Consider the following 25,480-nt stretch of genomic DNA (forward strand, 5'->3'; position numbering starts at 1 on the left):
AATTAAGTGCCACGCGACAGATGCATCTCTTGTCATTCGGTGAATGCTTCTTCCCGCCCCTTCCTCACTGTCGGAAGAAGCACAAGCAAGAGGGCGGATACGGCGATGGCGAGGAGCATCGCGGAGATCGGGTGGCTCAGAAAGACCATCGGATCTCCGCGGGAAATCAGCATGGCGCGGCGCAGATACTCCTCCATCATCGGGCCAATGACGAATCCCAGCAGCAACGGCGCCGGCTCGCAGTCCAGCTTGACCAGAACATATCCAAGCACTCCAAATATCGCCATCGTATAGACGTCCGCGACATTGTTGTTGACGCTATAGACGCCGATGCAACAGAAGGCGACGATGGCTGGAAACATCAGGTGGTACGGCGCGGTCAGAAGCCGCACCCACATGCCGATGAGGGGCAGGTTCAGCAGCAGGAGCATCAGGTTGCCGATCCACATCGACGCGATGACGCCCCAAAACAGGTCGGGCTCATCGGTGATGACGTTCGGCCCTGGCGTGATGCCCTGGATGATCAGGGCGCCAACCATCAGCGCCATCACGGGGTTCGAGGGAATGCCGAGGGTGAGCATCGGGATGAAGGATGTTTGAGCGCCGGCATTGTTGGCGCTCTCCGGGCCTGCCACCCCTTCAATGGCGCCGCGTCCGAACTCGCTTGGCCGATCAGAGAGTTTTTTCTCCAAGGAATAGGAGGCGAAGGAGGAGAGAATTGCGCCGCCTCCTGGCAGGATGCCCAAGATAGACCCAAGGGCCGTCCCGCGAAGAACCGGGCCGATGATCCGCCGCATCTCCGCGCCGGTGAGGCCGAGGCCCTCGACCTTGGCGGAAACCACCGAGCGTTCGCTCTCATTCTCGAGGTTCCGGATGATCTCGCAAATGCCGAACATGCCCATGGAGAGCGCCACGAAGTCAAAGCCGTCAGCAAGATCGGGCAGGTTAAAGGTGAAGCGTGCCGCACCAGTATAGATGTCCTGGCCGGAAAGCCCGAGCAATAGACCGAGCACGATCATGGCGATGGCCTTGAGCATAGAGCCTGAGGCCAAGGCCACCGATGCGATGAGACCAAGCACCATGAGGGAGAAATACTCTGTCGGCCCAAACTGAAGTGCGACGTGCGCCAGGGGTGGCGCGAACAGCGCAAGAAGAATGGTCGCGACCGTGCCTGCGAAGAACGAACCCAGCGCCGCGGTGGCGAGCGCCGCCCCTGCACGTCCTCGGCGCGCCATCTGGTAGCCGTCGAGAGCGGTCACCACTGAGGAGCTTTCGCCCGGCAGGTTGATGAGGATCGCCGTCGTGGACCCCCCATATTGCGCACCGTAATAGATGCCCGCCAGCATGATCAGCGCCGAGACCGGTGGCAGGCCAAAGGTGAGCGGCAGAAGCATTGCAATGGTGGCCACTGGCCCAAGGCCGGGAAGCACGCCGATGACCGTGCCAAGGAATGCGCCGATGAAGCAGTAAAGCAGGTTTTGAAAGGACAGCGCGACCGAAAACCCGAGCTGAAGATGATCGAAAAGTTCCACTTGCGCCTCCCTATCTTCCGCCGATGAGATCGCCAACCAGTGGCAAAGGAAGTCTGAGGCCTGCGACGAAAATCGCCCAGCAGAACGCCGTCACCCCGGCGGAGAGCAGGACGGCGGAATGAAGACGGAACTTCCGGCTGGCCATGGCTGAGAGAAACACGATGAGAACGAGTGTGGGAACAAAGCCGAGCGGGCGGAGGAGAATGCCAAACAAAACCAAGGACAGCGTAAGGATCGCGAAAGCGCGCCAGGCGATGTTGACCGAGGTTTCCGCACTGATCTTACACAGCAATCCGCTGATGGCGATGATCAGGCCGAGTATAGCCACCAGGATGGAGAGGATCTGAGGAAAATAGCCCGGGCCCATGCTCCGCGCGGAACCCGTCTGCAACCCCTGGCTCTGCCACAAAAAAAACATTCCAAGCGCCACGAAGAGAGCGCCCGAAAGAAATTCCTTCGCATTTTTTCGGCCCATCCGATGTCCTCCCTTTATCATCTGCCGCTTTCGTGCAGACTGCCTATTCGTTCCTAAATTTATTGAAATAATTCAATTCTAAAATTAACTATGGACTGATACAAAAGTAGCGCCCTATATTCTGTACACCTCTTAAAACTAGGCGCAATCTGATCTGCGTATGATATTCAATGTCCTTTATTTAATATATGCTCGGTGTTGCAGTGTTTTACCAAAGAAGCGCTCGGTGGTGAGTCAGCACTATCACATAAGCGCCAGATCCCGACGGGAATGGCGATCGATCTCACGCTCGGCCCGAAACACGAGCCGCCCTTCCGCGTCGAACCCTGCGCTTAGGGGCGCACCGATCTGTATCTGGCCGTCTGCTGCGGGTTCCAGCGTCGCTACAAGGCGAGGTCCTTCCTCCAGTTCCACGACGGCAACCTGATAAGGGGCGGGCTTATTCTTATTATATCCAATGCGATACTCCACAGAGGTGTGCAATACTGCCTTCCCGGATGCTTCATGCCATTCCACTTCATCCTCCGGATGCTGCGGGCAAACGCGCTGGGCATATGGGAGCGGCGCATGGCAGACCGGGCAGCGCGCATAGCGCAGCTCCCTGCTGCTGCAAAAGTGTTGAAAGGCCTCGATGAATGATGAATGGCGCCGGCTCATGGTCATATCTCCTCATGGGGGCTCGCGAGGATCGCGGCATGATAGTCAAGCCGGCCCCCAGCGCCGGTGATCAGGATGAGGTTGTTTCGAGAGGATTGTCTGGCAGCGCCCTGGCCCCGCGCCTGGATGACGGCTTCCGAAACGGGCGTCATCCCCTGAAGATAAAAACCGGACAGATGCCCGCCTCCCGTGTTCATGGGCAACCGCCCCCTGGGTGAGGTCTGTCCGTCGGCCACGAAATGAGCCGCCTCTCCGCGCGGACAGAAGCCGTATTCTTCTAGCACCAGAAGCCCGACATAAGAGAATGCGTCGTAAGCCTGCACCATCTCCACATGCTCCGGGCCGATGCCGGCAGCGCGCCAAAGGCCATCGGCCGCAAGGCTGCCGCCGGATTCAAGCTCCGGCTCAAGGCCGGCCATGTTCCCCGCGCGCGGATGACCCTGGGCAAAGGCGTGGAGAAAGACCGGCGGCTGCTTCAGATCGTTGGCGCGCGCGCAGGTGGTGAGGATCACGGCGATGGCGCCATTGACAGGGTAGGCGCAATCCAGAACGCGGAACGGAGAGACGACAAAGGGCGAGCTGAGGTAATCGGCGCTCTCAAGCGGGTCGCGGAGCAACGCATTGGGATTGTCACGGGCCCATTTACGGCACGCAATGGCGTAGTGGCCCAGATCGGATCGGCTCAAGTGATAACGGTGAAGGTAACGTTGGGCCGCCAGAGCATAAGGTCCCGCCGCGCCGTAAAGACCATAAGCCTCCTCCCAGTCGCCCAGTCCCGACAGTGGCATGACGCGGTTATAGGCGGTGCTGCCCTTTTCCCGCCCGGGGCGAAGGGGCGCGTCCGCGAACACGCACGCGACGGTGCTGGCCATCCCGTGCTGGATGTGAAGACTGGCATGTTGGATGGACGCCACAACGGACGCGCCCTCAACCTGCAAATTTCCGAGAAGCTTCAAATCACCCAGCCCAAGATCTTCCCGCAGCCGTAGAGGCAGGGTGTTCAGGGGCGCCGATGGGCTGCAAGTCAGCATCAGCCCGTCAATATCCGAAAGCATCAGCCCGCAATCCCGAACTGCCGCCACAACCGCATCGATCGCGAGGTCACGCGGCGTTCCAATATCCGTCCTCGCCAGTTCACTGAAGCCGAGGCCAGCGATAGCTGCGTAAGGGGCGGTTCGCGAGCGCGTCATAGCTCGACCTTTTCACCCTGCCACCAGGGCAGTCCGCGCGCCTGGGCGTGCACATGGTCCCGAATGGCGCGCCTATTCACCTTGCCCGTGCTGGTGCGCGGGAAATCCTCAAGCGCCACCACATGCTTCGGTAGCTCCATGCGGCTCAGCCGCGCCTCGGCAAACGCGCGCAGCTCGTCCACGCTCGGCAAGCTTTGTTCGTCACGCGGCTTGATGACCGCCACGACCGCTTCGCCCCACTGCGGATGCGGCGCGCCAACCACACAAATTTCATCAACGCCGGGATGAAGCTCCAGGATCGCTTCCACACTGGACGGGTAAATATTCACTGCGCCGGAAATGATCATGAAATTTTTCCGATCGATGAGATATAAATAGCGATCCGCGTCGATCCGGCCGATATCGTGTGTTCTTAGCCAGTCACCGACCAGCACTTGCCGCGTCAGCTCGGGCAGGTTCAAGTAGCCGAGCATAGTCGTCTCGCCTCTGACCCAGATCTCCCCGACTTCGCCGCTGGGCAATTCCTCTCCCCGCTCGCCCCGGATGGAGATCTCGTACATACCGCCCGGCCGCCCCGCCGAGCGGAGCAGGTCAGGCTTGCCCGAGAGCGCCATGAGGTGGTCATTGGGCGTCAGGTGACATAGCCAGCCGGCCTCCGTCAGCCCGTAGGTTTGCAGCACTTTGGCATTGAGGGTGCGCGTGACGCGTTTCAGCAGGCTCACCGTGATCGGCTCCGAGCCATATGCCAGCAGCCGCAGCGACGAGAGAACCTGCTCGCGTCCTTCGCAGCGGTCCAGAACCCGCCGGATCAGTGTCGGCACCAGGAGCGTGGCGGTCACCTTGTGGCGCTGAACCTCCTTGATGAAGCTATCCACGTCGAAGCTTCCATCCATGACCACCGTGGTCATGCCGTTGACCAATCCAATCATGGTAAGAGCCGACGCCATCCAAGATGAGCTGATGGCTGGATACCAGACATCATCCGTGGTCAGGCCGCGCGAGACCGCGCCCTGGTATAAGATAAGGGCAACGCTTCTGACGCTATGAACAACGCCCTTGGGCACGCCGGATGTTCCAGAAGTATAACTCACCACCAGAGGTTCGTGCGGATCTACCTTCTGAGGCTCGAGCGGCGCGGATCCCGCGATCAGATCTTCATAGTCTCTGGCAAGTCCATGCGCGCCGCCGTATCCGATCAGCTTGCACTGGCCCTCAAGCCCGGCCATCTCGAGCGCCTCCCCGAGCATCCCGACGAGGCTCGCTTGGACGAGCACAATCTGCGGGGTGCAATCCTTAAGGATATGAGCGATCTCGCCGGGTGCGTATCGCCAGTTGACGGATACCCGCACCAGACCTGACTTCATGCAAGCGAAGTAGTGCTCAAAGACTTCCAAAGAGTCTTTTCCCAAGATGACGACCCGATCGCCTTTTCTGGCGCCAATAGCGAGCAAGCCTCCCGCTAGACGCGCGGACCGATCGTTCATTTCGGCCCATGAGCGTGACTTGTCGCCACAAAAGAAAGCCGTCTTGTCGCCGTAGTTCCGCGCGATCCGGTGGAGCATCAGTGCAGGAGAGATCATTTTTCACCCCGTCATCAAATCAGAAAGGCCAGCGTCGGCAGCGGATCACTCGCATTGATCAGATCCACCCGCTTGTAGAACAAGCCAAAGGTTTCACCTCGTCGACGCAGTCTGTATTCATAGCGTCCGGCCCAGATGGTCATTTCTCGCGTCGCCTGAATGCGATACTCAAACAATGCAAAGTTGCACCAGACGCCGAGTTCAGTTTCGTTCAGTGCTTCGATTTGGAAGTTGGACAGGAGCCGGCGCATGGGCGAGGCGGGCTGCTGTGCCAAGCGCAGACCCGTCTTGAGCTGAGCGATCCGGTTCTTCAGGCGGCGCCGGTTGTCAGCGATCACCGAGATAGTGGTGTCGGGATCGGGATCGGGAACGTCTCCAGCGGGAACCCAATAGAAAAAGTCCGGCTCGACTAAAGCTTCCCAGTCATCATACCGGGCCTCGTCCGCATATTTCGCCTCGAGATAAAGGAAGCTTTCGATGTGCTGGCGTTCAAGCATCGTTATCTCTTTTGGCGCAGCCAGTTGCGGTTCGGACATCATGATTGCATCACCTTGAGGTAGTGTGACCAGAACCCGCGGTTGGTGGTTTCGTCGCTAATGTGGCCCCACAGGGCATTCCCGCGCTTTTCTTCGCGCATCCGGCCACGGCTGACATCCATCCAGCCGCCACGCCCTCCAGCGGCGACCTGCTGACGTTCCGAGATGATTGCATCGTCCGCCAGAAGGAATGAGGCTGGCCCCATGGCAGCCTGCGATTGGCGAATTATTCTGGCATTCATTTCCTTCCGTACGCCGTCGAGCAGCACAGGCGTATGCCACAAAATGCATTCGTCCACGCTGATCGGCTGAAAGATGCCAATGTTCATCTCGCCAAGGAAGAGATTCGGGAACACGGATGCATGAGGCGGTCCCGCCACCAGCTTTCGAATGGCGTCTTCATTGCCGTACGCAGCTTTCATCGCTGCGACATAATCTTGTTCTTTTTCTTCTGTTATGCCTAACCATTGAAGTGGGACCTTGTATGACGGCGCATGATCAATTGCGACGTGGCCCCTGCCCCAGTCGACCGTTTTTGACTGGCGTTGATCTTCGGTCTCCGAAAGCATCTTGTATTGGGATTCGGGCGCGAATACCCTGACAAATGACGCATGGGTAAACGGCGCATGATAACCGTCGGTGGAGTTTTCCGGCAACATCTTCCAATTGCAGCGAAAGCGCTGTTTCAGCCAGCCGGCTGAAAGCATGATCTTCCCTGTGGGCGACAATGTAACCAAGCGGTCGATTAGATCTTTCGCCGGACCCAGATGATCTTCCAGCTTCGGGGCATCAGGATTGAAGGTGATGAAGATGAATCCGCCATATTCGCCCGCCATCGCCGGCTTTTGAAGACCTAGGCAGGCGGGATCTTTGTGCGATCCGCCCGGAAGCGGGACACCGATCAAATCTCCCTGATGACTGAAGGTCCATCCATGGTATTCGCAGGTGAAGCTCCGACTGGAGCCCACATGTTGGTGGCACAGCATGTTTCCGCGGTGCGCGCATCGGTTGGAGACCACGCTGATCGTGCCGTCGCGGGTGCGGACCATGATGATGGGCTCGCGGCCGATCATGCGAGTGACATAATCATTGGGATTCGGAATTTCCGACTCGTGACCCACGAATGCCCAGCCGTCGTAGAACAGCTTTTTCATCTCGATTTCGAACACACCGGGGTCGGTGTACATCGTCGTGTGAATCAAGTCGTCTTGGACACGTGCGGAAATATCAATGTCAGCGTCGAGCATAACGTATCCCTTTCCTGGTTTCGGGGGTGCTGTTTCGCCGAGGCAGTTGATCCCCCAACGAGATACACGACCCTCCGGTAAACTTACGGCCGTCTATCGCCTTCTAATCTCTCCGGCTTGCATATTTTCAGCTGGCGATTTCGGGCTAGTCATTCGCGCTTTCGCGCTTATAGATCGAGCACCAGCGTCGGCGTCTTCGCGCGTGAACAGCACACCATCATCGTCTTTCCTTCCCGGCGTTCGTCTTCCATAAGTATCGAATCGCGGTGATCCGGCGTGCCTTCAAGAACGGTTATCTCGCATGTGCCGCACATTCCATTGAGGCAGGAATAAAGAACAGGAATGCCAGCCTCTTGCAGAACAGTGATGATTGTTTTTTCCGGAGGAACGATCAAACGCAGGCCACTTCTCACGAGCTCGATCGTAAAGGCTTCGTTGGGGGCACCCTCGTTCGCCGCCGGGCCGAAAGATTCAAGATGGACCCGGTCCGGGGGAAGCATTGCCGTCGCGGTTCGGAACGCCGCTAGCATTGGGGCTGGGCCGCAACAATAATAATCGCTATCCGGCTCTAACCTGATGATCTCTTCCACGGAGGGTGCTGCTCCCATCTCAGCATCAATATGAAGCGAGATGTTTTGCTCAAGATGCTCAAGAATATCGTTGAATCCGATGCTCGCCCGATCACGCACGCAATAATAAAGCCGCCACGGCCGGTCGCCATGGGCGAGCACTTGCGCCATGGAAAGGAGAGGCGTAACGCCGATCCCGCCTGCAATGAGACAGACGGAGCAGGGGCTTTCTTTTAGAAGAAAATTATTCCGTGGCCCGCGGATCGATAGTTCGGCGCCTTGGTGCAAGCTGTCGAAAATATAGGCGGAGCCGCCTTTGCTCTGGGGAGCGCGCAGAACAGCGATCCTATAACAATTTTCTTCGGCCGGATTAACGATGGAATATTGACGTACGAGCCCGTTTGGGAGCTCCAAATCTATGTGGGCGCCGGCCCCGGCGGCCGGCCATGCGGCGCCGTCGGCTGGCACCAGCCTGAGCGATCGGATGTTGGGCGCCTCATATTCCACCGACGCCACTCTCGCGGCGCGGGGAAACTCCCGGAGCCTAGCAGCTATCCGCTCCATACTCATAATTGAGCTCCAACAACCTGCGCTTCGTCCGCTTCGGATGCTTTCCGCCGCGCGGCGCAGATCAGTTTTTCGATGCAGTTTAGGAACGTCGTCCGTTCAGCACCCTCCAATACACACAGCCATTCCTCGTTCCACCCGAGAATGGCGCCATAGAGCTTCTCGAATACGCTGCGACCCCGCTCGGTGAGCGACAGCTCCACTGCGCGGCCGTCATTCCCATGAGGACGCCTGCGAATCAATTCCCGATCGACCAGGCTTGAAGCGCTTCTGCTGGCCAGAGCCTTCTCCAGGCTCATTTCACGCAAGACGCGATCCAGGGTTGATGGGCCAAAAATGCCAAGCACGAGCAGCATCCGCGCCTCGGTCAGTCGCAGTCCCGCGACCCGGCTATATCTCGCCTCTGCCGCTCTTGTTGCGATATGCGACAGCACGAAGAGGCGTACTGTTGCAAGGCGCCGAAACTGTTCGATGGCTGCACCGCTTGCCTCCGGCGCCTCCGAGTGGTTTTGGGTGTTGATGTCGGGTGCTATTACCATGTCTGTAGCCTAGTTGCTTAACGAGTACATTATATCGTTGTCATAAGCAACTAACTAAATTCTAAATTTGTCTAAAAGTCATAGCGCTTAGCTCGTGTGTCCTTGAGGACAGCTCAGGGAGCCGGCTCGTTCGTGGCATCCAGACGGCTCGTGCAACGAGCGCCCACCCCCTTGATCGCGCGGCCGGTGCCGAGGGGGCAGTTTTTGCCGGAGTCCCCATTTTGTTCGTCAGGCGCCGTACAAAGCCGCGCTTTTCGTCAGGGCGGGAGGTCGCCGGGCTTCTGGCTGGGTGACGTCCTGGCGGCCGGCGGTCTTGCTGCCGCAGACAGACAAAAGCTGTTCGCGGCAGCAGATTGGTCGGATAGCGCGACGGCTCCCTCCAAAAGATGGGAAGCTTCACAGCTATTTCACCGCTTGGGGATGCCGCTGGCTTCGACGACCTTGGCCCACTTTTCGGTCTCGGCAGCGATATATTGTTTGAATTCGTCCTGCCCCTGATAGGTCGGATCGAGGCCGATGCGGACGAGGATCTGCTTCATCTCGGGGGTTGCAACGGCCTTCTCGATCGCCTTCGCAAACTTGGCGACCAGCGGCGCCGGTGTTCCGCGGGGGGCGACGACGCCGAACCAGGCTGAATTCTGCAGAGACTTGTATCCCTGCTCCGCGAACGTGGGAACTTCTGGGAATTTGGGCGATCGCTGGGGCGCGACGAGCCCGAGTGGCCGCGCCGCGCCCGATTGGATCAGAGGTGTTGCGGCGATCAGGGTCATGAAGGCCGCCTGGATGCGGCCGGACTGGAGGTCCTGACTGACCTCATTGTCGCTCTTGTATGGGATGAGCGTCATGTCCGCGCCGGTGTCCAGCTTGAGCAGTTCGCCGAGGAGGTGGGACGTATGGCCGATCCCCGGGGAGCCATAGTTGAACGTGCCGGGATGCGCTTTGCTCGCGGCGATGAACTCCGCCAACGTCTTGGACTTCTGATCCGGAGAGATCACGAAGACGTTCGAGACAAAGGCGAAGAGAGCGACCGGCTCCAGGTCGGTCTTGGGATTGTACGGGAGATGGGTGTCGACGATGGGATTGATCGCGAGCGTCCCGGTGGATCCGAGAGCAAAGGTGAGTCCATCAGGCGTCGATTGGGCGATGGCGCGAAGCCCGATGGAGCCTGCCGCGCCCGGCTTGTTCTCGACGACCACGGTTCGATCCAGCTGTTTGCCGACTTGTTCAGCGAGCGCACGTCCAACCACGTCGGTTGAACCGCCCGGTCCGAACGGCACAATAAGGCGGATCGGCCGGTCTGGGAAATCGGTCTCGCCGTAAGCTGGAAGTCCTGTGGCAAACAGTGCCAGCAGTCCCAACAAGAACAGCCGGTGGCTCTCCCATTGCCGTCGGGCGCGCCGCACGGGCGTGAAATCCATCGGAATTCGCATTACTGAACCCTCCCTATTGTGATTTTTATTCAGGCGTTAGTTTTGTCTAACGTTGTTACTATTGTGACCTTTTTGAATGATGATCAGTTGTTATTTTATTTGTGATCAGCTTGTTGATGTGGTCCGGCCGGGAGACCCGCACCAAGAGGCGAAAGTCCTGCGCTGCCATGTGGAGCGATCCCATGCTCAGCCCTCTTTCGCGCGTGGTTTGGCGCTCTGCCGGCCCGCCTCGTCGGGTTTTGATGCATCGAATAACGGCGCGGCCAATACGCTCTCCAGGTCCCGCAGCATGGCTTGAAGCCGCGCGAGCTTGTCGGCGCCGTAACGGTGCGTGATTTCGGCGTAGATAGCTTCGGACTGCACGCCCGACTCCTCCACAAGCTGGCGTCCACTTTGGCTGATGGAAATGTGGCCGCGCCGCATGTCCTTTTCCGAAACGCGGCGCAGCACAAAGCCGCGCGCCTCCAGGTCCTTAAGGATGCGGGAGAGGGACGGGCCGAGCAGGAATGCCGCATCGACCAGCGCTTGAACCTCCATCGATCCAGTGCCCATGAGCGCGCGCAGCACGCGCCATTGCTGCTCGGTGAGATTGACGCCGTGCAAGTGCGGGCGGAAATGGACCATCACGGCTTCCCGCGCGCGCAGCAGCGACATGGGCAGGGACTGGGGGAAGTCGCGCAACGTCGGCTGAGACGCCGCATTGGCGCGCCGGGCGTTGGCCTGCGACCGCGCGGCGGCGGCGTCTCCGTTGAGGCCGCGCTTTCTCATCCGGATCCTCCCCTTTCGCGACTGCGCGGAGCACCGGGACACGGCGTATCTACCTTTTGCGCACCGCCCATTGTTGCTTGCTTGCCCTTATTTGCGTGGCGGAATAGCGCCGCGCTGCGGCCGGCCATTGACAGGCCGCGAGATATTTAACATGTTATTTATATCAGGTTTGAAGGATTGACAACCGTGCCGCACATCACGCTCGAATGTTCTGAAAATCTCGAAGCGGCCGCCGACCTCCAAGGCCTGTGCCGCGTGCTCCATTCCGCAGCCTTGGAAAGCGGGATGTTCGAGCTGGGAGCATTACGGGTGCGCGCGCTGGTGGCGCGCTACTATGCCGTCGCCGATCTCGATCCGCGAAACAGCTTTATCCATATTCACGTGCGCATCGGCGAGGGGCGCGCCCTCGAACGGGTCCGGGAGATGGGGGAGGATCTATTCGCGACAGCTTCGCGCTATCTCGAGCCCCTACTTGCGACATCGTACTTCGCGCTTTCGCTGGAGATCAGTGAGATCAACTCGGCGCTGAGCTGGAAGAAAAACGCTATCCATCAGCGCCTGCGCGTTGCCGCCAGCGTGTAACGCCAACATAAAATAGTCAGACCCGCGTCAAGACGGGGCAAGGAGGATCTCATGCCTACGCTCGAAGAAAATCTCTCTAAGGCCGACCGTTATCTTGAGCGCTTCCGCAAGGATGGCGTGCTCAATCAGATCAATGGCGAGGCCGTGCCGGCGGCGAGCGGGGAAACCTTTGAGACCCCGTCGCCGGTCGACCTGAAGCCGCTCGCCAGCGTGGCCCGCGGCGGGGCTGAGGATATCGATCGCGCCGCCCGGGCGGCGAAGGCGGCGTTCGAGGATTGGGCGGCCATGCCCGGCGAGAAGCGCAAAGCGCTGCTCCACCGCATTGCCGACGCCATCGTGGCACGGGCCGAGGAGATTGCCCTGGTCGAATGCATGGACACCGGGCAGTCGCTACGCTTCATGTCCAAGGCGGCCCTGCGCGGGGCGGAAAATTTCCGTTTCTTCGCCGACCGTGCGCCGGAAGCACGTGACGGACAATCGCTGCGCGCCGCGGGCCAGCTCAACATCACCAGCCGTTCCCCCATCGGCCCGGTGGGCGTAATCACGCCGTGGAACACGCCTTTCATGCTGTCCACCTGGAAGATCGCGCCGGCTCTGGCAGCGGGCTGCACGGTGGTGCACAAGCCGGCGGAATTCTCGCCGCTCACCGCGCGCTTGCTGGTGGAGATCGCCGAGGGCGCAGGCCTGCCCAAGGGCGTGTGGAACCTCGTGAACGGCCTCGGCGAGGAGGCGGGCAAGGCGCTCACCGAGCATCCCGCCATCAAGGCCATCGGCTTTGTGGGCGAGAGCCGCACCGGCTCGCACATCATGCGCCAGGGCGCAGCCACGCTGAAGCGGGTGCATTTCGAGTTGGGTGGCAAGAACCCCGTGATCGTGTTCGCCGACGCCGACCTGGAGCGCGCCGCCGATGCGGCCGTGTTCATGATCTACTCGCTCAATGGCGAGCGCTGCACCTCGTCCTCCCGGCTCCTGGTGGAGCGCAGCATCTATGACGCCTTCACCCAGAAGGTGGCGGAGAAGGCACAGCGCATCAAGGTGGGTCACCCGCTCGATCCGGAGACCGTGGTGGGCCCGCTCATCCACCCGGTGCATGAGGAGAAGGTGCTGGGCTATATGCGCCTCGCCCGCGAGGAAGGCGTGACAGTCGCCGCCGGTGGCGAGAAGGTGGCAGGCCCGGGCGGCGGCTGCTACCTGGCGCCCACGCTTTTCACCAATGCGACCAACAAGATGCGGATTGCCCAGGAGGAGATCTTCGGTCCCGTCCTCACCGCCATCCCGTTCGACGACGAGGCCGATGCTCTCGCCCTAGCCAACGACGTGGCCTATGGCCTGACCGGCTATCTGTGGACCTCCGATCTCGGCCGCGCCCTGCGCATGACCGATCGCCTGGAGGCCGGCATGCTCTGGGTGAACTCGGAGAATGTGCGCCACCTTCCCACCCCCTTCGGCGGGGTGAAGAGCTCCGGCATCGGCCGCGATGGCGGTGACTGGTCGTTCGATTTCTACATGGAAACCAAGAACGTGGCCTTCGCCACGGCGGACCATCCCATTCCCCGCCTCGGCGGCTGATCGCGGGTCGCAGGACAAGGCCGGCCGCGCCAAGCTGCAGGCGCCCCAATCAAAGAAAATCTGGAGGAAGACGTGCCCATTCCCGCCCCGAACCTCTATCCGAGCTTCAACGTGGTCCGGCTCAGCCATGTGGAGCTGGTGGTGACCGACCTCGCCCGCAGCCGGGCTTTCTATGCCGGCACGCTGGGCCTTCAGATCACCCATGAGGATGAAGCCACCATCCACCTGCGCGCCTTGGAGGAACGCGGCCATCATTGCCTCGTGCTGCGCAAGGGCGCCGAAGCCATGGTGGAGGCGCTCAGCATGAAGGTCTATTCGGAAGAGGACCTCGACAAGGCCAAGGACTGGTTCGAGGCCAAGGGCCTGTCCGCCCGCTGGGTGGAGCGCCCGTTCCAGGGCCGCACCCTGCGCACCGAAGACATCTTCGGCACGCCCCTCGAATTCTACTTCAAGATGGACCGGCTCGCGCCCATTCATCAGAAGTATGCGCTTTATCACGGCGTGAAGCCACTGCGCATTGATCACTTCAACTGCTTCACCAAGGACGTGGACGCCTCCGTCGCCTTCTACAACGAGATGGGCTTCCGCGTCACCGAATACACCGAGGACGAGGAGAGCAAGCGCCTGTGGGCGGCGTGGATGCACCGCAAGGGCGGTGTGCACGACATCGCCTTCACCAATGGCCGCGGCCCGCGCCTGCACCATACCGCCTTCTGGGTGCCGACGCCGCTCAACATCATCGACCTGCTCGACCTCATGTCCACCACCGGCTATCTGGCGAACATCGAGCGCGGGCCGGGACGACACGGCATCTCGAACGCCTTCTTCCTCTATGTGCTCGATCCGGACGGCCATCGCATCGAGATCTACTGCTCGGACTACCAGACGGTGGATCCCGACCTCGAGCCCATCAAGTGGGACCTGAAGGACCCGCAGCGCCAGACCCTGTGGGGGGCGCCCGCGCCGCGCTCCTGGTTCGAGCATGGCAGCCTCTTCAACGGCACCGAGATCTGCGAGCCCATCCTGAAGGCCCAGCCCATCATCGCGCCCTGAGCGCTCCTGCACGCCGCACCGCGCGCACGATCCGCCGCCGCGGCTGCGGGCAGAGGAGATGAAATGACACGGTTCGTCAACTTCACCATGGACGGGAAGAAGGGCTATGGCCTCGCACGCGCGGATGGACTCATCAACCTGTCTGCGCGCCATGGCGCCCGTTGGCCGAGCCTGCGCGCGACCATAGCCGACGGCGCGCTGGGACAGCTCGCGGAGGCGGCTTCAGGCCTCTCGCCGGACCTACCGCTCTCAGCCATTGGCTACGACATCCCGGTGCCCGACGCGGAGAAGATCATCTGCGTCGGCGTGAATTTTCCGGACCGCAATGCCGAATACAAGGACGGCCAGGCGGCGCCCACCAAGCCCTCCTTGTTCATCCGCTTCGCCCGCTCCTTTGTCGGGCACGGCGAGGCGCTGGCGCGGCCGCCGGAATCGGCGCAGCTGGACTATGAGGGCGAGATCGTCGTCGTCATCGGCAAAGCCGGGCGACGCATCCGCGAGGCCGACGCGCTGGACCATGTGGCCGCGCTTTCCCTGTGCAACGAGGGCACGCTGCGCGACTGGGTGCGCCATGCCAAGTTCAACGTGACACAGGGCAAGAATTTCGACCGCTCCGGCGCCATGGGGCCCTGGCTGATCCCGTTCACCGGCGAGGACCAGATCGCCGACATCGCCCTTGAGACGCGGGTGAACGGCGAGGTGCGCCAGCACGACCGCACCTCGCGGATGATCTTCTCCTTCCGCCATATCATCTCCTACATCTCCACCTTCACCACCCTGGTGCCCGGCGACGTGATCGTCACCGGCACGCCCACGGGGGCCGGCGCGCGGCTCGACCCGCCGGTCTGGCTGAAGCCGGGCGATGTGATCGAGGTGGAGGCCGAGGGCCTCGGCACCCTCTCCAACGCTGTGATCGACGAGGAGCCCACCCATGCTTGAGCCGGCGCAGATCGCGGCGGAGGCCGCATGCCTCGATGAAGCCGAGCGCACCCGCACGCAGCGGGGCCTCATCTCGCTGAAGCATCCCGGCGCCACCCTGGATGACGCCTACGCCATCCAGGCAGAATGGGTGCGCACGAAGCTTCAGGCCGGCCAGCGCATCATCGGCTGGAAGATCGGCCTCACCTCCAAGGCCATGCAATATGCGCTCAACATCACGACGCCGGATTCCGGTGTGCTGTTCGACGACATGGCTTTCGACGACGGCGCCACCATCGCGCCCGACCGCTTCATCCAGCCGCGCATCGAGGCGGAGCTCGCCTTCATGATCAAGGACACACTCAAGGGCCCGGGCGTCACACTCTATGACGTGATCGAGGCCACCGCCCATGTGACGCCGGCCCTGGAGATCCTCGACACCCGCATCCACCGGGTGGACGCGGCCACGGGCAAGGGGCGCACCATCATCGACACCATCGCCGACAATGCGGCCAATGCGGGCATCGTCACCGGCGCGCGCACGGTTTCGCCCAAGGACGACCTGCGCTGGGCGGGCGCCATCGTGTTCCGCAACGCCGAGGTGGAGGAGACGGGCCTGGGCGCCGGGGTGCTCAACCATCCGGCGCGCGGCGTCGCCTGGCTGGCCAATCGCCTCGCTTGTTATGGCGGGGCACTGGAGGCGGGCCAGATCGTGCTTGCCGGCTCCTTCATCCGCCCGGTGGAGGCCCGCCACGGCGACACCATCTTCGCCGATTTCGGCCCCCTCGGCACGCTCAGCTGCCATTTCGCCTGAGGCCCGCCATGCCCGCTCCCAGGAACCTCTTCAAGCAGGCCCTCGCCGAGAGGCGGCCGCAGATCGGCCTCTGGCTCGGCCTCACCAGCGCCTACACCGCCGAGATCTGCGCCGGCGCCGGCTATGACTGGCTGCTGGTGGACGGCGAGCACGCGCCCAACGACATTCCGAGCCTGCTCGCCCAGCTCCAGGCCATCGGCACGGCGAGCCATGCGGTGGTGCGCCCGCCCATCGGCGAGGCGTGGCTTATCAAGCAGGTGCTCGACATCGGCGCGCAGAGCCTGCTCGTGCCCATGGTGGAGAGCGCCGAGCAGGCGCGCGCCCTGGTGCGGGCGGTGCGCTATCCGCCCCACGGCATGCGCGGCGTGGGCGCGGCGCTGGCCCGCGCCTCGGCCTTCAACCGCATTCCCGACTATCTCCAGACCGCCAATGCCGAGATCTGCCTCCTGGTGCAAGTGGAGACCCTCAGTGCTCTCGAAAAGGCCGGCGAGATCGCCGCGGTGGACGGCGTGGACGGCGTCTTCATCGGCCCCTCGGACCTTGCCGCCGACATGGGTTTCCTCGGCCGTCCCGGGACGCCAGAGGTGCTGGACGCCATTTCCCAAGGGCTTGAGGCGATTCGTGGCGCGGGCAAGCCGTCGGGCATCCTAACCTCCGATCAGGCGCTGGCGCGGCGCTATCTGGATGCGGGGGTGGGCTTCGTCGCTATCGGCACCGATGTGGGGCTCCTGGAGCAGACCACCACGCGGCATCTGACCGAATTCCGCGGCGCGGCCCAGGAGAAGCAGGCTGCCGGCTTGGCTTACTAGATGCCGTAATGGGCCTGCCGCTCACGAGGTAACGGAACGGGTGGCTGTCCCCCAGAGTGATGTCAACAACACGGATTCAGGGAGGTTTGGATGTCCGAGTCTATTGCCAGCGCGAGCCGTGACGGCGGAGCGTGGTCGATCCCATCGTTGACCCGCGTCCCGTATCGCGTCTACGAGGACGCCGAGACCTACCGGATCGAGCAGCAGCGCATCTTCCAGGGTCCGGTTTGGAACTTCCTCTGCCTCGAGATCGAGGTGCCGTCTCCCGGCGACTACCGGACCACGCATGTCGGCGACATGCCGGTGGTCGTCTCGCGCGGGAAGGACGGCGAGCTGTACGCGTTCGAGAACCGCTGCGTTCACCGCGGCGCGCTCATCTGCCTGGAGGACGGCGGCAACGTGCCGAACTTCCAGTGCGTGTACCACGCCTGGAGCTACGACCTCGAAGGCAACCTGAAGGGCGTGCCGTTCCGCGAGGGTTTCGCGGGTCTCGGCGGGATGCCGAGCTCGTTCTGCACGGAGGAGCATAGGCCGCGGAAGCTTCGCGTGACGACGATCTGCGGCCTCGTATTCGGCAGCCTGTCGGACGACGTGCCGCCGATCGAGGAATTTCTCGGCGACGAGGTGCTGCTCCGGATGCAGCGCGTGCTGCACAAGCCGGTCGAGATCATCGGCCGTTTCACGCAGGCGCTGCCGAACAACTGGAAGCTGTACGCCGAGAACGTTCGCGACACTTACCACGCGAGCCTGATGCACACGTTCTTCGCGACGTTCCGGATCACCCGGTTGAGCCAGGGCGGCGGCGTCTTCGTGAGCGAGGGCGGCGGCAACCACGCGAGCGCGTCCTACGCGCCGAAGGGCGGCACGGACAATGCGTACCAGTCGCTCCGGTCGGACAACGAGCGCCTCCGGCTGGTCGACCCGAGCCTGCTCGACACCGTCGACGAGTTCAATGACGGCATCCAGCTCCAGATCCTGTCCGTCTTCCCGACCTTCGTCCTCCAGCAGATCCATAATTGCCTGGCCGTCCGGCAGATCGTCCCGAAGGGGACAAACGAAATGGACCTGCACTGGACGTATCTCGGCTTCGAGGACGACACTCCCGACCTTCGCAAGCTGCGGCTGAAGCAGTCGAACCTCGTTGGCCCGGCCGGCTACGTCTCTATGGAGGATGGCTGCGTCGGCGGCTTCGTCCATCGGGGCATCGCGGCGGCAACGGAGGAGGAGGCGATTGTCGAGATGGGCGGCGACGTCGTCGAGAGCCAGATGACGCGCGCCACCGAGGCCTCGGTGCGGGGATTCTGGAAGGCGTACCGCGAAATGATGGGAGAGTGAGATGGATGCCGCCTCTATCCACCAGCGCCTCGGCGCGCTGAACGCCGAATACGCCCGCTGCATCGACTCGAACCGGCTCGAGGAGTGGCCCGACTTCTTCCTCGACCGAGGCTTCTACAAGCTTACCACGGCCGAGAACGAGAAGCGCGGCTACGAGGCCGGGATCATCTACGCCGACTCGCGCGGAATGCTGAAGGATCGCATTCTCGCGCTTCGCAACGCGAACATCTATGAACGCCAGAGCTACCGGCACATCGTCGGCCAGTCCGCTGTCGTGTCGCGCACGGGCGAGGAGGCCGTGACGGAGACACCCTTCGTGGTGATCCGCGTCATGCGCGACGGCAAGATGGACGTGTTCGCGACCGGCTACTATCGAGACCGCGTCCGCGAGGACGAGACGGGGGCGCTGCGCTTCGCCGAACGCGTCGCGATCTGCGACAGCGCGCGGTTCGAGACGCTGGTGGCCATCCCGTTCTGAGATCCGGCCGATGCGACGGATCGCACTCGCGGTCGGCGATCCCAACGGGATCGGTCCCGAACTCGCCGTCAAGGCGGCAGCCCGCGCCCGCGCCGCCGGCCGGGACGTCGTCCTGGTCGCCGACCGGCACGTGATCGACGATTGCAGGACGCGGTTCGGGATCGCGGACGACCTGCCCGTCAGCGCCGTCGACGCGCTGCCCGTCGAGGCGTACCGGCCCGGCACCCTCGACCCGCGCGCGGGGGCCGCGACCGTGGCCTACGTTCGCGAGGCGGTCAGGCTGTGCGAAGCGGGCGAGGTCGCGGGCGTTGTGGCCTGCCCGCATTCCGAGACGGCGATCAATCGGGCCGGCATCCCGTTCTCCGGCTATTCCGGGCTGCTGGCCGAGCTCACGGGCACCCCGAAGGAGCGCGTCTTCTTAATGCTGGTCGCGGCCGGCCTCCGGATCGTGCACGCGACGCTGCACGAGAGCACCCGGGCGGCGCTCGAACGGCTCTCGGTCGACCTCGTCGTCGCGGCCGGAGAGGCGAGTGCGGCCGCGCTCCGGGATCTCGGCATCGCCCAGCCCACGCTCGGCGTGTTCGGCATCAACCCGCATGCTGGCGAGGGCGGCCTCTTCGGCGACGAGGACGAGCGCATCACCCGGCCCGCCGTCGCCGAACTCGCCGCGCGAGGGATCAGGGCCGATGGCCCGGTCGGCGCCGACCTCCTCCTCAGCCAACGCCGGCACGACGCGTACGTGGCGATGTTCCACGACCAGGGACATATCCCGATCAAGCTCCTTAGCCCGCTTCGGGCGAGTGCGCTCGCGATCGGCTCGCCCGTGCTGTTCACGAGCGTGGCGCACGGTTGTGCCTACGATATCGCGGGGCAGGGCGTTGCCGACCCGACCGGGATCGAGGAAGCGCTGGCGCTGATCGCCGGGAGCGGCCCGGCATGACACACACGGTCACGGTCTCCGGAACCGAGATCAGCTTCCCGTGCCCGGACGGCACGACGATCCTCGAGGCCGCGCAGGCCGCGGGCTGGGAGCTGCCTTATTCCTGCCGAAAGGGCGTCTGCAGCAGCTGCCGCGGCGGGCTCGTGTCCGGCCAAGTGAGCGAAGACGTGTTCCCGGACGGCACGGCGCTCTTCTGCCAGGCGAAGCCGCTTTCGGACGTCGCCATCGCGCCCGCCTTCATCCGGGCGGTGGACCCGACCTCCCGCAAAGTGATGGACGCCAAACTGTACAGGATCACGCGCCCGGCCGACGATGTGGCCGTGCTCCAGGTCCGGTTCCCGGCGGGCAAGCGCGTCAAGTTCACGGCCGGGCAGTACCTCGAGCTGATCCTGGAGGGCGGCAAACGCCGCAGCTTCTCCATGGCGAACCCGCCCCACCAGAACGACGGCGTGGAGCTGCACGTCCGAGCGGTTCCGGGGGGATACTTCTCCGAGAAGGTGTTGCCGGCGCTGGTCCCTGGCACGCCGCTCAAAATGGAGCTGCCGTACGGCAATTTTGGGTTGAAGCCAGAGTCGGAGCGGCCCGCTATCCTGCTGGCAAGCGGCACCGGCTTCGCGCCCATCAAGTCGATCGTGGAGGATGCAATCCGGAGCGGGATGAAGCGTCCGCTCACTCTCTACTGGGGCGCCCGGAGCCGGAAGGACCTTTATGCGATCGGCCTCCCGGAGAAGTGGGCGGCGCGCTTCCCGCAGTTCCGCTTCGTCCCCGTCCTGTCCGACCCAACGGACCAAGACGAATGGCAGGGCCGCACGGGCTTCGTGCACCAAGCCGTGATGCAGGACGTCCCGGACCTATCGGCCCACGAGGTCTACGCCTGCGGGGTGCCGGCGATGGTGAACACGGCAAGGCGGGATTTCGTCGGGACGTGCGGACTCCCTGCGGGCGAGTTCTTTTCCGACGCCTTCGTGACTCCGGCGGACGCCGCGAGCTGAACTACGACAAAGAGACAAATGGGAGGAACGACACATGAGGATCGCAACCGTCTGGACCGCTCTCGGCCTAGTCGCGTCCGGCCTGGCGCCGGTATCTGCGCAGACCGTGAAGGTCGGCGTGATCGTCTCGACCACGGGGCCTGCGGCCTCTCTCGGCATCCCGGAGAAGAACACCTTCCAACTCGCGCCCGCTGCGGACGGGACAGTGAAGCTCGAATTCGTCTATTTGGACGATGCCTCGGACCCGACCGCCGCTCGGCGCGCCGCCGAGCAGATGGTCAATGAGGACAAGGTCGACGTCATCCTCGGCCCCTCGATCACGGCGACGTCGCTCGCCATCGTCGAGGTGGCGGCCCGGTCCGGGACGCCCATGGTCAGCTTGGCCTCGGCGGCCCGCATCATTGAGCCGATGGACGACCAGCGCCGCTGGATCTTTAAGATCCCCTATAGCGATTTTCAGCTCGCCCGGACGATGCTCACGCATATGGTCGCGAAGGGCATCAAGACCGTCGGCTTCATCGGATTCAACGATGCCTACGGCGAGAGCTGGTTCGCCGAGTTCTCCCGGGAGGCGGAGGCGCGCGGGCTCAAAATTGTAACGAACGAGCGCTACGCGCCGCGGGACACGTCCGTCACGGCCCAGGTGTTGAAGACGATCGCCGCGCGGCCGGACGCGGTCCTGATCGCGGCGTCCGGCACGCCCGCCGTGCTGCCTCAGTCGACGCTCGTGGAGCGCGGCTACAGGGGCCCGATCTATCAGACGGCTGGCGTGATCAACCGCGACTTCCTCCGTGTCGGCGGCAAGAGTGTGGAAGGCACGCTGCTACCGGGCGGCCCGCTCATCGTCTCAGACCAGCTACCCGAGACCCACCCGTCCAGGCAGCAGGCCGACGCCTACCGCAAGGCCTACGAAGGCACCTATGGGCCAGGATCCCTCACCACGTTCGGGGCCAACGCCTGGGACGCGAGCCTGCTCGTGCTGGATGCGGCGCGGAGGGCGCTGGCGAAGGCCGCTACACCTGGAAGCCCAGCCTTCCGGGCGGCGCTCCGCGACGCGATCGAGAGCACGGACGGGCTGCACACGTCGCTCGGCGTCATCCGAATGAGCCCGACAAAGCATCTCGCCTTCGACGACGACGCGCCGGTCATGATCCGGATCCGCAACAGCGGCTGGCAGCTCTTGAAGTAGGCTCGGCTAGGAGGAGCGCCAGCGGAGGACACTATGACCGCCGACACCATCTTGTTCCTCGCGCAGGACGGGATCACGAACGGGACGATCTACGCCTTGCTCGGGCTGGCGCTCGTGCTGGTCTTCGCCGTCACGCGCATTATCCTCATTCCGCAGGGCGAGTTCGTCGTCTTCGGGGCGCTGACGCTGGCTGGCATCCAGGCGAACGTCGTACCCGGAACCGTGTGGCTGCTGCTCGCCATCGGCTTCTACAACGCGGTCGTCGCAGGCGGGCTCTCCGCTGCGGGCGGGAAGCTCGCCGCCGGCCTGAGGGCCGGTGCCGTCCAGCTCACGGTCCCGTCGGCCGTGACCCTCGCAACCATCGCTCTCGCGCCGTTGCGCCTGCCGCTCCTCGCGCAGATCGCGCTCACGCTCCTCATCGTCGTGCCGCTCGGACCTCACCTCTACCGGGCCGTCTTCAGGCCTATCGCGGACGCCCCCGTCCTTGTTCTCCTGATCGTCGCGGTGGCGCTCCACCTCGCCCTTCTCGGCATCTCGCTCCTCGTTTTCGGGGCGGAGGGATCGCGCACGGAGGTGATCACCGATCTCAGTCTCGACCTCGGCATGCTGAGCGTGCCGGCCCAGACGCTTTGGATCCTGGGGGCGAGCGTGGCGCTCATCGTCGGGCTGTACGTCTTCTTTGAATGCACACTCTACGGGAAGGCGCTTCGCGCCACCGCGATCAACCGCGTGGGCGCGAAGATCGTCGGTATCCGGATCGAGACGGCTGGTAGCCTCTGCTTGACCCTCGCCGCGGGTATCGGGGCGCTGTCGGGCATCCTGATCTCGCCCGTGACGACGATCTACTACGATTCCGGCCTGCTCTTAGGCCTCAAGGGCCTCGTGGCGGCGACGATCGGCGGCTTCGTGAGCTACCCGCTCTCGGCGATCGGAGCGCTGATCATCGGCATGATAGAAGCGTTCTCGTCATTCTACATGAGCGCCTACAAGGAGGCGATCGTCTTCGCGCTCATTGTCCCCGTGCTGCTCGTCAGGTCCCTCACGTCGAAGGCACACGGGGGAGACGACGAATGAGCGCCCGCGCCCTCGTGCTCGCGGCGGCGATCCTCTGCCTGGCCGTCGCGCCTTTCGTGCTGCCGGAATTCCAGGTCGTGCTGCTGAACTATATCGGCCTCTACACCATCGTGGCGATCGGGCTAGTGCTGCTGACGGGCGTCGCCGGCTTGACCTCGTTTGGGCAGGCGGCGTTCGTCGGCCTCGGCGCCTACACGACGGCCTACCTGACCACCGCGGCCGGCTGGTCGCCATGGCTGGCACTGTTTGCTGGTGAGGCGCTGACGGTCGCGACAGCACTCGTCATCGGCCTCGCGACGCTTCGGCTCTCCGGCCACTACCTGCCGCTGAGCACAATTGCTTGGGGACTCAGCATCTATTACATATTTGGCAACCTGGAATCACTCGGCGGACACAGCGGCCTTTCGAATATCCCCGCGCTGACGATCGCCGGCGTGCCCCTGGACACACCGACGCGGTTCTACCCCCTGATCTGGGGCACCGTGCTCGTCGTGGCGCTGCTGATCTCAAACCTCCTCGACTCGAGGCCGGGCCGGGCGATCCGGGCCCTGAACGGTGGCATGGCCATGGCAGAGAGCTGCGGCATCGACACGGCCCGTGCAAAGCTCGCGGCCTTCTTGATCAGCGCGGTTCTGGCGAGCCTGTCCGGCTGGCTCTATGCCCACCTGCTTCGGTTCGTCAGCCCGACCCCGTTCGGATTCGGGAGTGGCGTCGACTACCTCTTCATGACAGTGGTCGGGGGCGCATCGCACATTCTCGGCGCCGTGGTCGGGGCTGGGCTATTCACGGTGGTGAAGCAGGCCCTCCAGCAACTCGCCCCGATGCTGATCGGCGAGAACGGCAACTACGAGGCGATCCTCTTCGGCATCCTGATGATCGCGATCCTCCAGCGGACGCGGTTGGGCATCGCCGACCTGATCTTGCGCCTGCTTCCCGCCAGAGATCGTCGGATGGATGCAAGCGATGCCGATACCGTCGTGCTCCCGACGCGAGAGAAGCCGGATCTCGGCACGGTCCTCCTCGCGGTCGATGGCATCACCAAGCGCTTCGGTGGGCTCGTGGCAGTGGACGATCTAAGCTTCGCCGTCCGGGCCGGAGAGATCATGGGCCTCATCGGCCCGAACGGGGCCGGCAAGAGCACGACCTTCAACGTGGTTTGCGGCGGAACGCGCGCGTCGGCGGGTTTCGTGACGCTCCTGGGACGGCCGGTCTCGGGGGAGCCGCCACGGCGCGTCGCCAGGCTCGGTCTTGCTCGGACGTTCCAACACGTCCGCCTCATCCCGGACATGACGGTCCTCGATAACGTGATGATCGGCGCGCACGGGCGCGGTCGCCGAGGCATCCTGGCCGCCTGCTTGCGGCTGAACCGCTCGGAAGAGAGCGCGCTCCGGGCCGAAGCGCTTCGCCACCTCGAGCGCATCGGCCTCCTCGAGTTCAGAGGTGTTCCAGCCGGCAGCCTCGCGCTCGGGCAGCAGCGCTTGCTGGAGGTCGCGCGCGCACTCTGCGCGGATCCTGTCCTCCTCCTTGTGGACGAACCGGCAGCCGGGCTGCGTCTCGGGGAGAAGCAACGCCTTTTCGAGCTGTTCGACTCCCTGAAGCGTGAGGGCCTGGGCGTGCTCCTGGTCGAGCATGACATGGATTTCGTCATGAGCCTCGTCGACCGTGCCACCGTTATGAATTTCGGCAAACGCATCGCGCATGGTCAGCCGGCAATCATTCAGGCAGATCCGGTCGTCCGCGAAGCATATCTCGGCGGGATCGAGGTGGACGATGTCGCAGTTTGAGGTAGAAGATCTTCGCGTCCGGTACGGCAAGATTGAGGTGGTCCACGGGCTCACCATGACCGTACCGGCCGGTGCGATCGTCACGATCATCGGGCCGAACGGGGCTGGCAAAAGTTCCAGCTTGAACGCACTTGCCGGGCTGTTGCCCTCGACCGGCCGCCTCCGTTTTGACGGGCAGGACATCGCGAGCCTCAGCACGGAGGAGCGGCTGCGGCGAGGCATCTGCCTCGTGCCCGAACGGCGTGAGCTCTTCGCGAGTCTGTCGATCGAGGACAACCTCAGACTCGGCGCCTATGTCCGGTCGCGAGAACGAGGCAGCGGCGCCTTCGACACGCTCCAGGAAGTGTTCGACCGATTTCCGAGGCTGCGCGAACGACGGCGCCAGCTTGCGGGGACGCTGTCCGGTGGGGAACGACAGCTCCTCGCGCTGGGGCGGGCCCTCATGTCGAAGCCGAAGCTGCTGATGCTCGACGAACCGAGTCTCGGACTCGCGCCGCGTATCGTGCGCGACATCTTCCACATCGTGCTCGGTCTAAAGCAATCGGGCATCTCTATCTTGCTGGTGGAGCAGAACGCCCGGGCCGCTCTACAGATCGCCGACTATGCGTACGTGCTCGAGATGGGCTCGACCGCTCTCGAAGGCGAGAGCCATGTGCTCGCGTCCGAAGCACGTATCGTGGAGAGCTACCTGGGCTTGGCGAAGGCAAGTCACTTCAGGAAAAAAAGTCCGTCGATCGAAGCGTAGTCGCTCGATTGCAGAACCGGGATGGCACGGGGATCTCGCCGACAGCAGATGTTGTGTTTCGGCATGGAGATTGGCTCTGCCCCGCTTTTGATGGAGTTGCGGGCCTCG

25 protein-coding genes are annotated in these 25,480 nt (G+C 63.2%); 14 read left to right on the forward strand and 11 right to left on the reverse strand.

Going from position 1 to position 25,480, the window contains the following annotated elements; genetic code table 11:
• Positions 1-32: 32 nt before the first annotated feature.
• The 11 genes from V5F77_RS24990 to hpaR form a co-directional block, all read right to left on the reverse strand.
• Positions 33-1,532, reverse strand: coding sequence for a tripartite tricarboxylate transporter permease (locus tag V5F77_RS24990; RefSeq protein ID WP_429007901.1), 1,500 nt, complete (start codon positions 1,530-1,532; stop codon positions 33-35).
• Positions 1,533-1,542: 10 nt separating this feature from the next.
• Entirely contained in the window at positions 1,543-2,007 is a 465-nt protein-coding gene (locus tag V5F77_RS24995; protein WP_429007902.1) for a tripartite tricarboxylate transporter TctB family protein, read from the reverse strand.
• Positions 2,008-2,250: 243 nt separating this feature from the next.
• Positions 2,251-2,664 (reverse strand): Zn-ribbon domain-containing OB-fold protein, encoded by a 414-nt coding sequence (locus tag V5F77_RS25000; RefSeq protein WP_429007903.1) that lies wholly within the window; start codon positions 2,662-2,664, stop codon positions 2,251-2,253.
• A 2-nt stretch (positions 2,665-2,666) separates the two neighbouring features.
• Positions 2,667-3,854, reverse strand: coding sequence for a thiolase C-terminal domain-containing protein (locus V5F77_RS25005; protein ID WP_429007904.1), 1,188 nt, complete (start codon positions 3,852-3,854; stop codon positions 2,667-2,669).
• Positions 3,851-5,434, reverse strand: coding sequence for a class I adenylate-forming enzyme family protein (locus tag V5F77_RS25010; RefSeq protein ID WP_429007905.1), 1,584 nt, complete (start codon positions 5,432-5,434; stop codon positions 3,851-3,853). The genes V5F77_RS25005 and V5F77_RS25010 overlap by 4 nt, the downstream gene beginning before the upstream one ends.
• 14 nt (positions 5,435-5,448) lie before the next feature.
• Positions 5,449-5,973, reverse strand: coding sequence for an aromatic-ring-hydroxylating dioxygenase subunit beta (locus V5F77_RS25015; RefSeq protein WP_429007906.1), 525 nt, complete (start codon positions 5,971-5,973; stop codon positions 5,449-5,451).
• Complete coding sequence (locus V5F77_RS25020; RefSeq protein WP_429007907.1) at positions 5,970-7,217, reverse strand: aromatic ring-hydroxylating oxygenase subunit alpha; 1,248 nt, start codon at positions 7,215-7,217, stop codon at positions 5,970-5,972. The genes V5F77_RS25015 and V5F77_RS25020 overlap by 4 nt, the downstream gene beginning before the upstream one ends.
• Before the next feature lie 167 nt (positions 7,218-7,384).
• A complete protein-coding gene (locus V5F77_RS25025; protein ID WP_429007908.1) occupies positions 7,385-8,293 on the reverse strand; it encodes a PDR/VanB family oxidoreductase in 909 nt (302 codons plus the stop codon).
• Positions 8,294-8,352: 59 nt separating this feature from the next.
• Positions 8,353-8,892, reverse strand: coding sequence for a MarR family winged helix-turn-helix transcriptional regulator (locus V5F77_RS25030; RefSeq protein WP_429007909.1), 540 nt, complete (start codon positions 8,890-8,892; stop codon positions 8,353-8,355).
• Positions 8,893-9,299: 407 nt separating this feature from the next.
• Entirely contained in the window at positions 9,300-10,322 is a 1,023-nt protein-coding gene (locus tag V5F77_RS25035) for a Bug family tripartite tricarboxylate transporter substrate binding protein (RefSeq protein ID WP_429007910.1), read from the reverse strand.
• Between the two features lie 186 nt (positions 10,323-10,508).
• Positions 10,509-10,976 (reverse strand): homoprotocatechuate degradation operon regulator HpaR, encoded by a 468-nt coding sequence (gene hpaR, locus V5F77_RS25040; RefSeq protein WP_429007911.1) that lies wholly within the window; start codon positions 10,974-10,976, stop codon positions 10,509-10,511.
• Positions 10,977-11,276: 300 nt separating this feature from the next.
• Here hpaR and V5F77_RS25045 point away from each other — a divergent pair, with 300 nt between their 5' ends.
• From V5F77_RS25045 to V5F77_RS25110, 14 genes are all read left to right on the forward strand, one after another.
• Positions 11,277-11,672 (forward strand): 5-carboxymethyl-2-hydroxymuconate Delta-isomerase, encoded by a 396-nt coding sequence (locus V5F77_RS25045; protein WP_429007912.1) that lies wholly within the window; start codon positions 11,277-11,279, stop codon positions 11,670-11,672.
• Positions 11,673-11,723: 51 nt separating this feature from the next.
• Entirely contained in the window at positions 11,724-13,241 is a 1,518-nt protein-coding gene (gene hpaE, locus V5F77_RS25050) for a 5-carboxymethyl-2-hydroxymuconate semialdehyde dehydrogenase (protein WP_429007913.1), read from the forward strand.
• 72 nt (positions 13,242-13,313) lie between these two features.
• A complete protein-coding gene (hpaD, locus tag V5F77_RS25055; protein ID WP_429007914.1) occupies positions 13,314-14,294 on the forward strand; it encodes a 3,4-dihydroxyphenylacetate 2,3-dioxygenase in 981 nt (326 codons plus the stop codon).
• A 63-nt stretch (positions 14,295-14,357) separates the two neighbouring features.
• Positions 14,358-15,233 carry a fumarylacetoacetate hydrolase family protein gene (locus tag V5F77_RS25060; RefSeq protein WP_429007915.1) on the forward strand — a complete coding sequence of 292 codons (876 nt, stop codon included), beginning with the start codon at positions 14,358-14,360 and terminating at the stop codon, positions 15,231-15,233.
• The gene (gene hpaH / locus V5F77_RS25065; RefSeq protein ID WP_429007916.1) at positions 15,226-16,026 is read left to right on the forward strand and encodes a 2-oxo-hept-4-ene-1,7-dioate hydratase; all 801 of its coding nucleotides are present in this window, start codon (positions 15,226-15,228) and stop codon (positions 16,024-16,026) included. The genes V5F77_RS25060 and hpaH overlap by 8 nt, the downstream gene beginning before the upstream one ends.
• Positions 16,027-16,034: 8 nt before the next feature.
• Positions 16,035-16,835, forward strand: a complete 801-nt coding sequence (hpaI, locus tag V5F77_RS25070) for a 4-hydroxy-2-oxoheptanedioate aldolase (protein ID WP_429007917.1) — start codon at positions 16,035-16,037, stop codon at positions 16,833-16,835.
• A 90-nt stretch (positions 16,836-16,925) separates the two neighbouring features.
• Positions 16,926-18,170: an aromatic ring-hydroxylating oxygenase subunit alpha gene (locus V5F77_RS25075; RefSeq protein WP_429007918.1), complete on the forward strand. Its 1,245-nt coding sequence runs from the start codon at positions 16,926-16,928 to the stop codon at positions 18,168-18,170.
• A gap of 1 nt (position 18,171) precedes the next feature.
• On the forward strand, positions 18,172-18,648 hold the full coding sequence (locus V5F77_RS25080) for an aromatic-ring-hydroxylating dioxygenase subunit beta (protein WP_429007919.1): 477 nt from the start codon (positions 18,172-18,174) through the stop codon (positions 18,646-18,648).
• 10 nt (positions 18,649-18,658) lie between these two features.
• Positions 18,659-19,588 carry a PdxA family dehydrogenase gene (locus V5F77_RS25085; RefSeq protein ID WP_429007920.1) on the forward strand — a complete coding sequence of 310 codons (930 nt, stop codon included), beginning with the start codon at positions 18,659-18,661 and terminating at the stop codon, positions 19,586-19,588.
• Complete coding sequence (locus tag V5F77_RS25090; protein WP_429007921.1) at positions 19,585-20,580, forward strand: CDP-6-deoxy-delta-3,4-glucoseen reductase; 996 nt, start codon at positions 19,585-19,587, stop codon at positions 20,578-20,580. Before V5F77_RS25085 ends, V5F77_RS25090 begins: the two co-directional genes overlap by 4 nt.
• Before the next feature lie 34 nt (positions 20,581-20,614).
• The gene (locus V5F77_RS25095) at positions 20,615-21,769 is read left to right on the forward strand and encodes an ABC transporter substrate-binding protein (protein WP_429007922.1); all 1,155 of its coding nucleotides are present in this window, start codon (positions 20,615-20,617) and stop codon (positions 21,767-21,769) included.
• 33 nt (positions 21,770-21,802) lie between these two features.
• On the forward strand, positions 21,803-22,843 hold the full coding sequence (locus V5F77_RS25100) for a branched-chain amino acid ABC transporter permease (protein ID WP_429007923.1): 1,041 nt from the start codon (positions 21,803-21,805) through the stop codon (positions 22,841-22,843).
• Positions 22,840-24,627 carry a branched-chain amino acid ABC transporter ATP-binding protein/permease gene (locus V5F77_RS25105; protein WP_429007924.1) on the forward strand — a complete coding sequence of 596 codons (1,788 nt, stop codon included), beginning with the start codon at positions 22,840-22,842 and terminating at the stop codon, positions 24,625-24,627. Before V5F77_RS25100 ends, V5F77_RS25105 begins: the two co-directional genes overlap by 4 nt.
• On the forward strand, positions 24,614-25,372 hold the full coding sequence (locus tag V5F77_RS25110) for an ABC transporter ATP-binding protein (RefSeq protein WP_429007925.1): 759 nt from the start codon (positions 24,614-24,616) through the stop codon (positions 25,370-25,372). Before V5F77_RS25105 ends, V5F77_RS25110 begins: the two co-directional genes overlap by 14 nt.
• Positions 25,373-25,480: the final 108 nt, after the last annotated feature.

This window comes from Roseixanthobacter psychrophilus (assembly GCF_043195195.1).
GTDB lineage: Bacteria > Pseudomonadota > Alphaproteobacteria > Rhizobiales > Xanthobacteraceae > NCEH01.

Coding starts and splice junctions, on each gene's coding strand:
- V5F77_RS25015 (WP_429007906.1), bottom strand. CDS start 5,973: ATGATGTCCGAACCGCAACTGGCTGCGCCAAAAGAGATAACGATGCTT.
- V5F77_RS25010 (WP_429007905.1), bottom strand. CDS start 5,434: ATGATCTCTCCTGCACTGATGCTCCACCGGATCGCGCGGAACTACGGC.
- V5F77_RS25060 (WP_429007915.1), top strand. CDS start 14,358: ATGACACGGTTCGTCAACTTCACCATGGACGGGAAGAAGGGCTATGGC.
- hpaI (WP_429007917.1), top strand. CDS start 16,035: ATGCCCGCTCCCAGGAACCTCTTCAAGCAGGCCCTCGCCGAGAGGCGG.
- V5F77_RS25035 (WP_429007910.1), bottom strand. CDS start 10,322: ATGCGAATTCCGATGGATTTCACGCCCGTGCGGCGCGCCCGACGGCAA.
- V5F77_RS25110 (WP_429007925.1), top strand. CDS start 24,614: ATGTCGCAGTTTGAGGTAGAAGATCTTCGCGTCCGGTACGGCAAGATT.
- hpaR (WP_429007911.1), bottom strand. CDS start 10,976: ATGTCGCTGCTGCGCGCGCGGGAAGCCGTGATGGTCCATTTCCGCCCG.
- V5F77_RS25000 (WP_429007903.1), bottom strand. CDS start 2,664: ATGAGCCGGCGCCATTCATCATTCATCGAGGCCTTTCAACACTTTTGC.
- V5F77_RS25075 (WP_429007918.1), top strand. CDS start 16,926: ATGTCCGAGTCTATTGCCAGCGCGAGCCGTGACGGCGGAGCGTGGTCG.
- hpaE (WP_429007913.1), top strand. CDS start 11,724: ATGCCTACGCTCGAAGAAAATCTCTCTAAGGCCGACCGTTATCTTGAG.
- V5F77_RS25085 (WP_429007920.1), top strand. CDS start 18,659: ATGCGACGGATCGCACTCGCGGTCGGCGATCCCAACGGGATCGGTCCC.
- V5F77_RS25105 (WP_429007924.1), top strand. CDS start 22,840: ATGAGCGCCCGCGCCCTCGTGCTCGCGGCGGCGATCCTCTGCCTGGCC.
- V5F77_RS25030 (WP_429007909.1), bottom strand. CDS start 8,892: ATGGTAATAGCACCCGACATCAACACCCAAAACCACTCGGAGGCGCCG.
- V5F77_RS25100 (WP_429007923.1), top strand. CDS start 21,803: ATGACCGCCGACACCATCTTGTTCCTCGCGCAGGACGGGATCACGAAC.
- V5F77_RS24995 (WP_429007902.1), bottom strand. CDS start 2,007: ATGGGCCGAAAAAATGCGAAGGAATTTCTTTCGGGCGCTCTCTTCGTG.
- V5F77_RS25005 (WP_429007904.1), bottom strand. CDS start 3,854: ATGACGCGCTCGCGAACCGCCCCTTACGCAGCTATCGCTGGCCTCGGC.
- V5F77_RS25020 (WP_429007907.1), bottom strand. CDS start 7,217: ATGCTCGACGCTGACATTGATATTTCCGCACGTGTCCAAGACGACTTG.
- V5F77_RS25095 (WP_429007922.1), top strand. CDS start 20,615: ATGAGGATCGCAACCGTCTGGACCGCTCTCGGCCTAGTCGCGTCCGGC.
- hpaH (WP_429007916.1), top strand. CDS start 15,226: ATGCTTGAGCCGGCGCAGATCGCGGCGGAGGCCGCATGCCTCGATGAA.
- V5F77_RS25080 (WP_429007919.1), top strand. CDS start 18,172: ATGGATGCCGCCTCTATCCACCAGCGCCTCGGCGCGCTGAACGCCGAA.
- V5F77_RS25090 (WP_429007921.1), top strand. CDS start 19,585: ATGACACACACGGTCACGGTCTCCGGAACCGAGATCAGCTTCCCGTGC.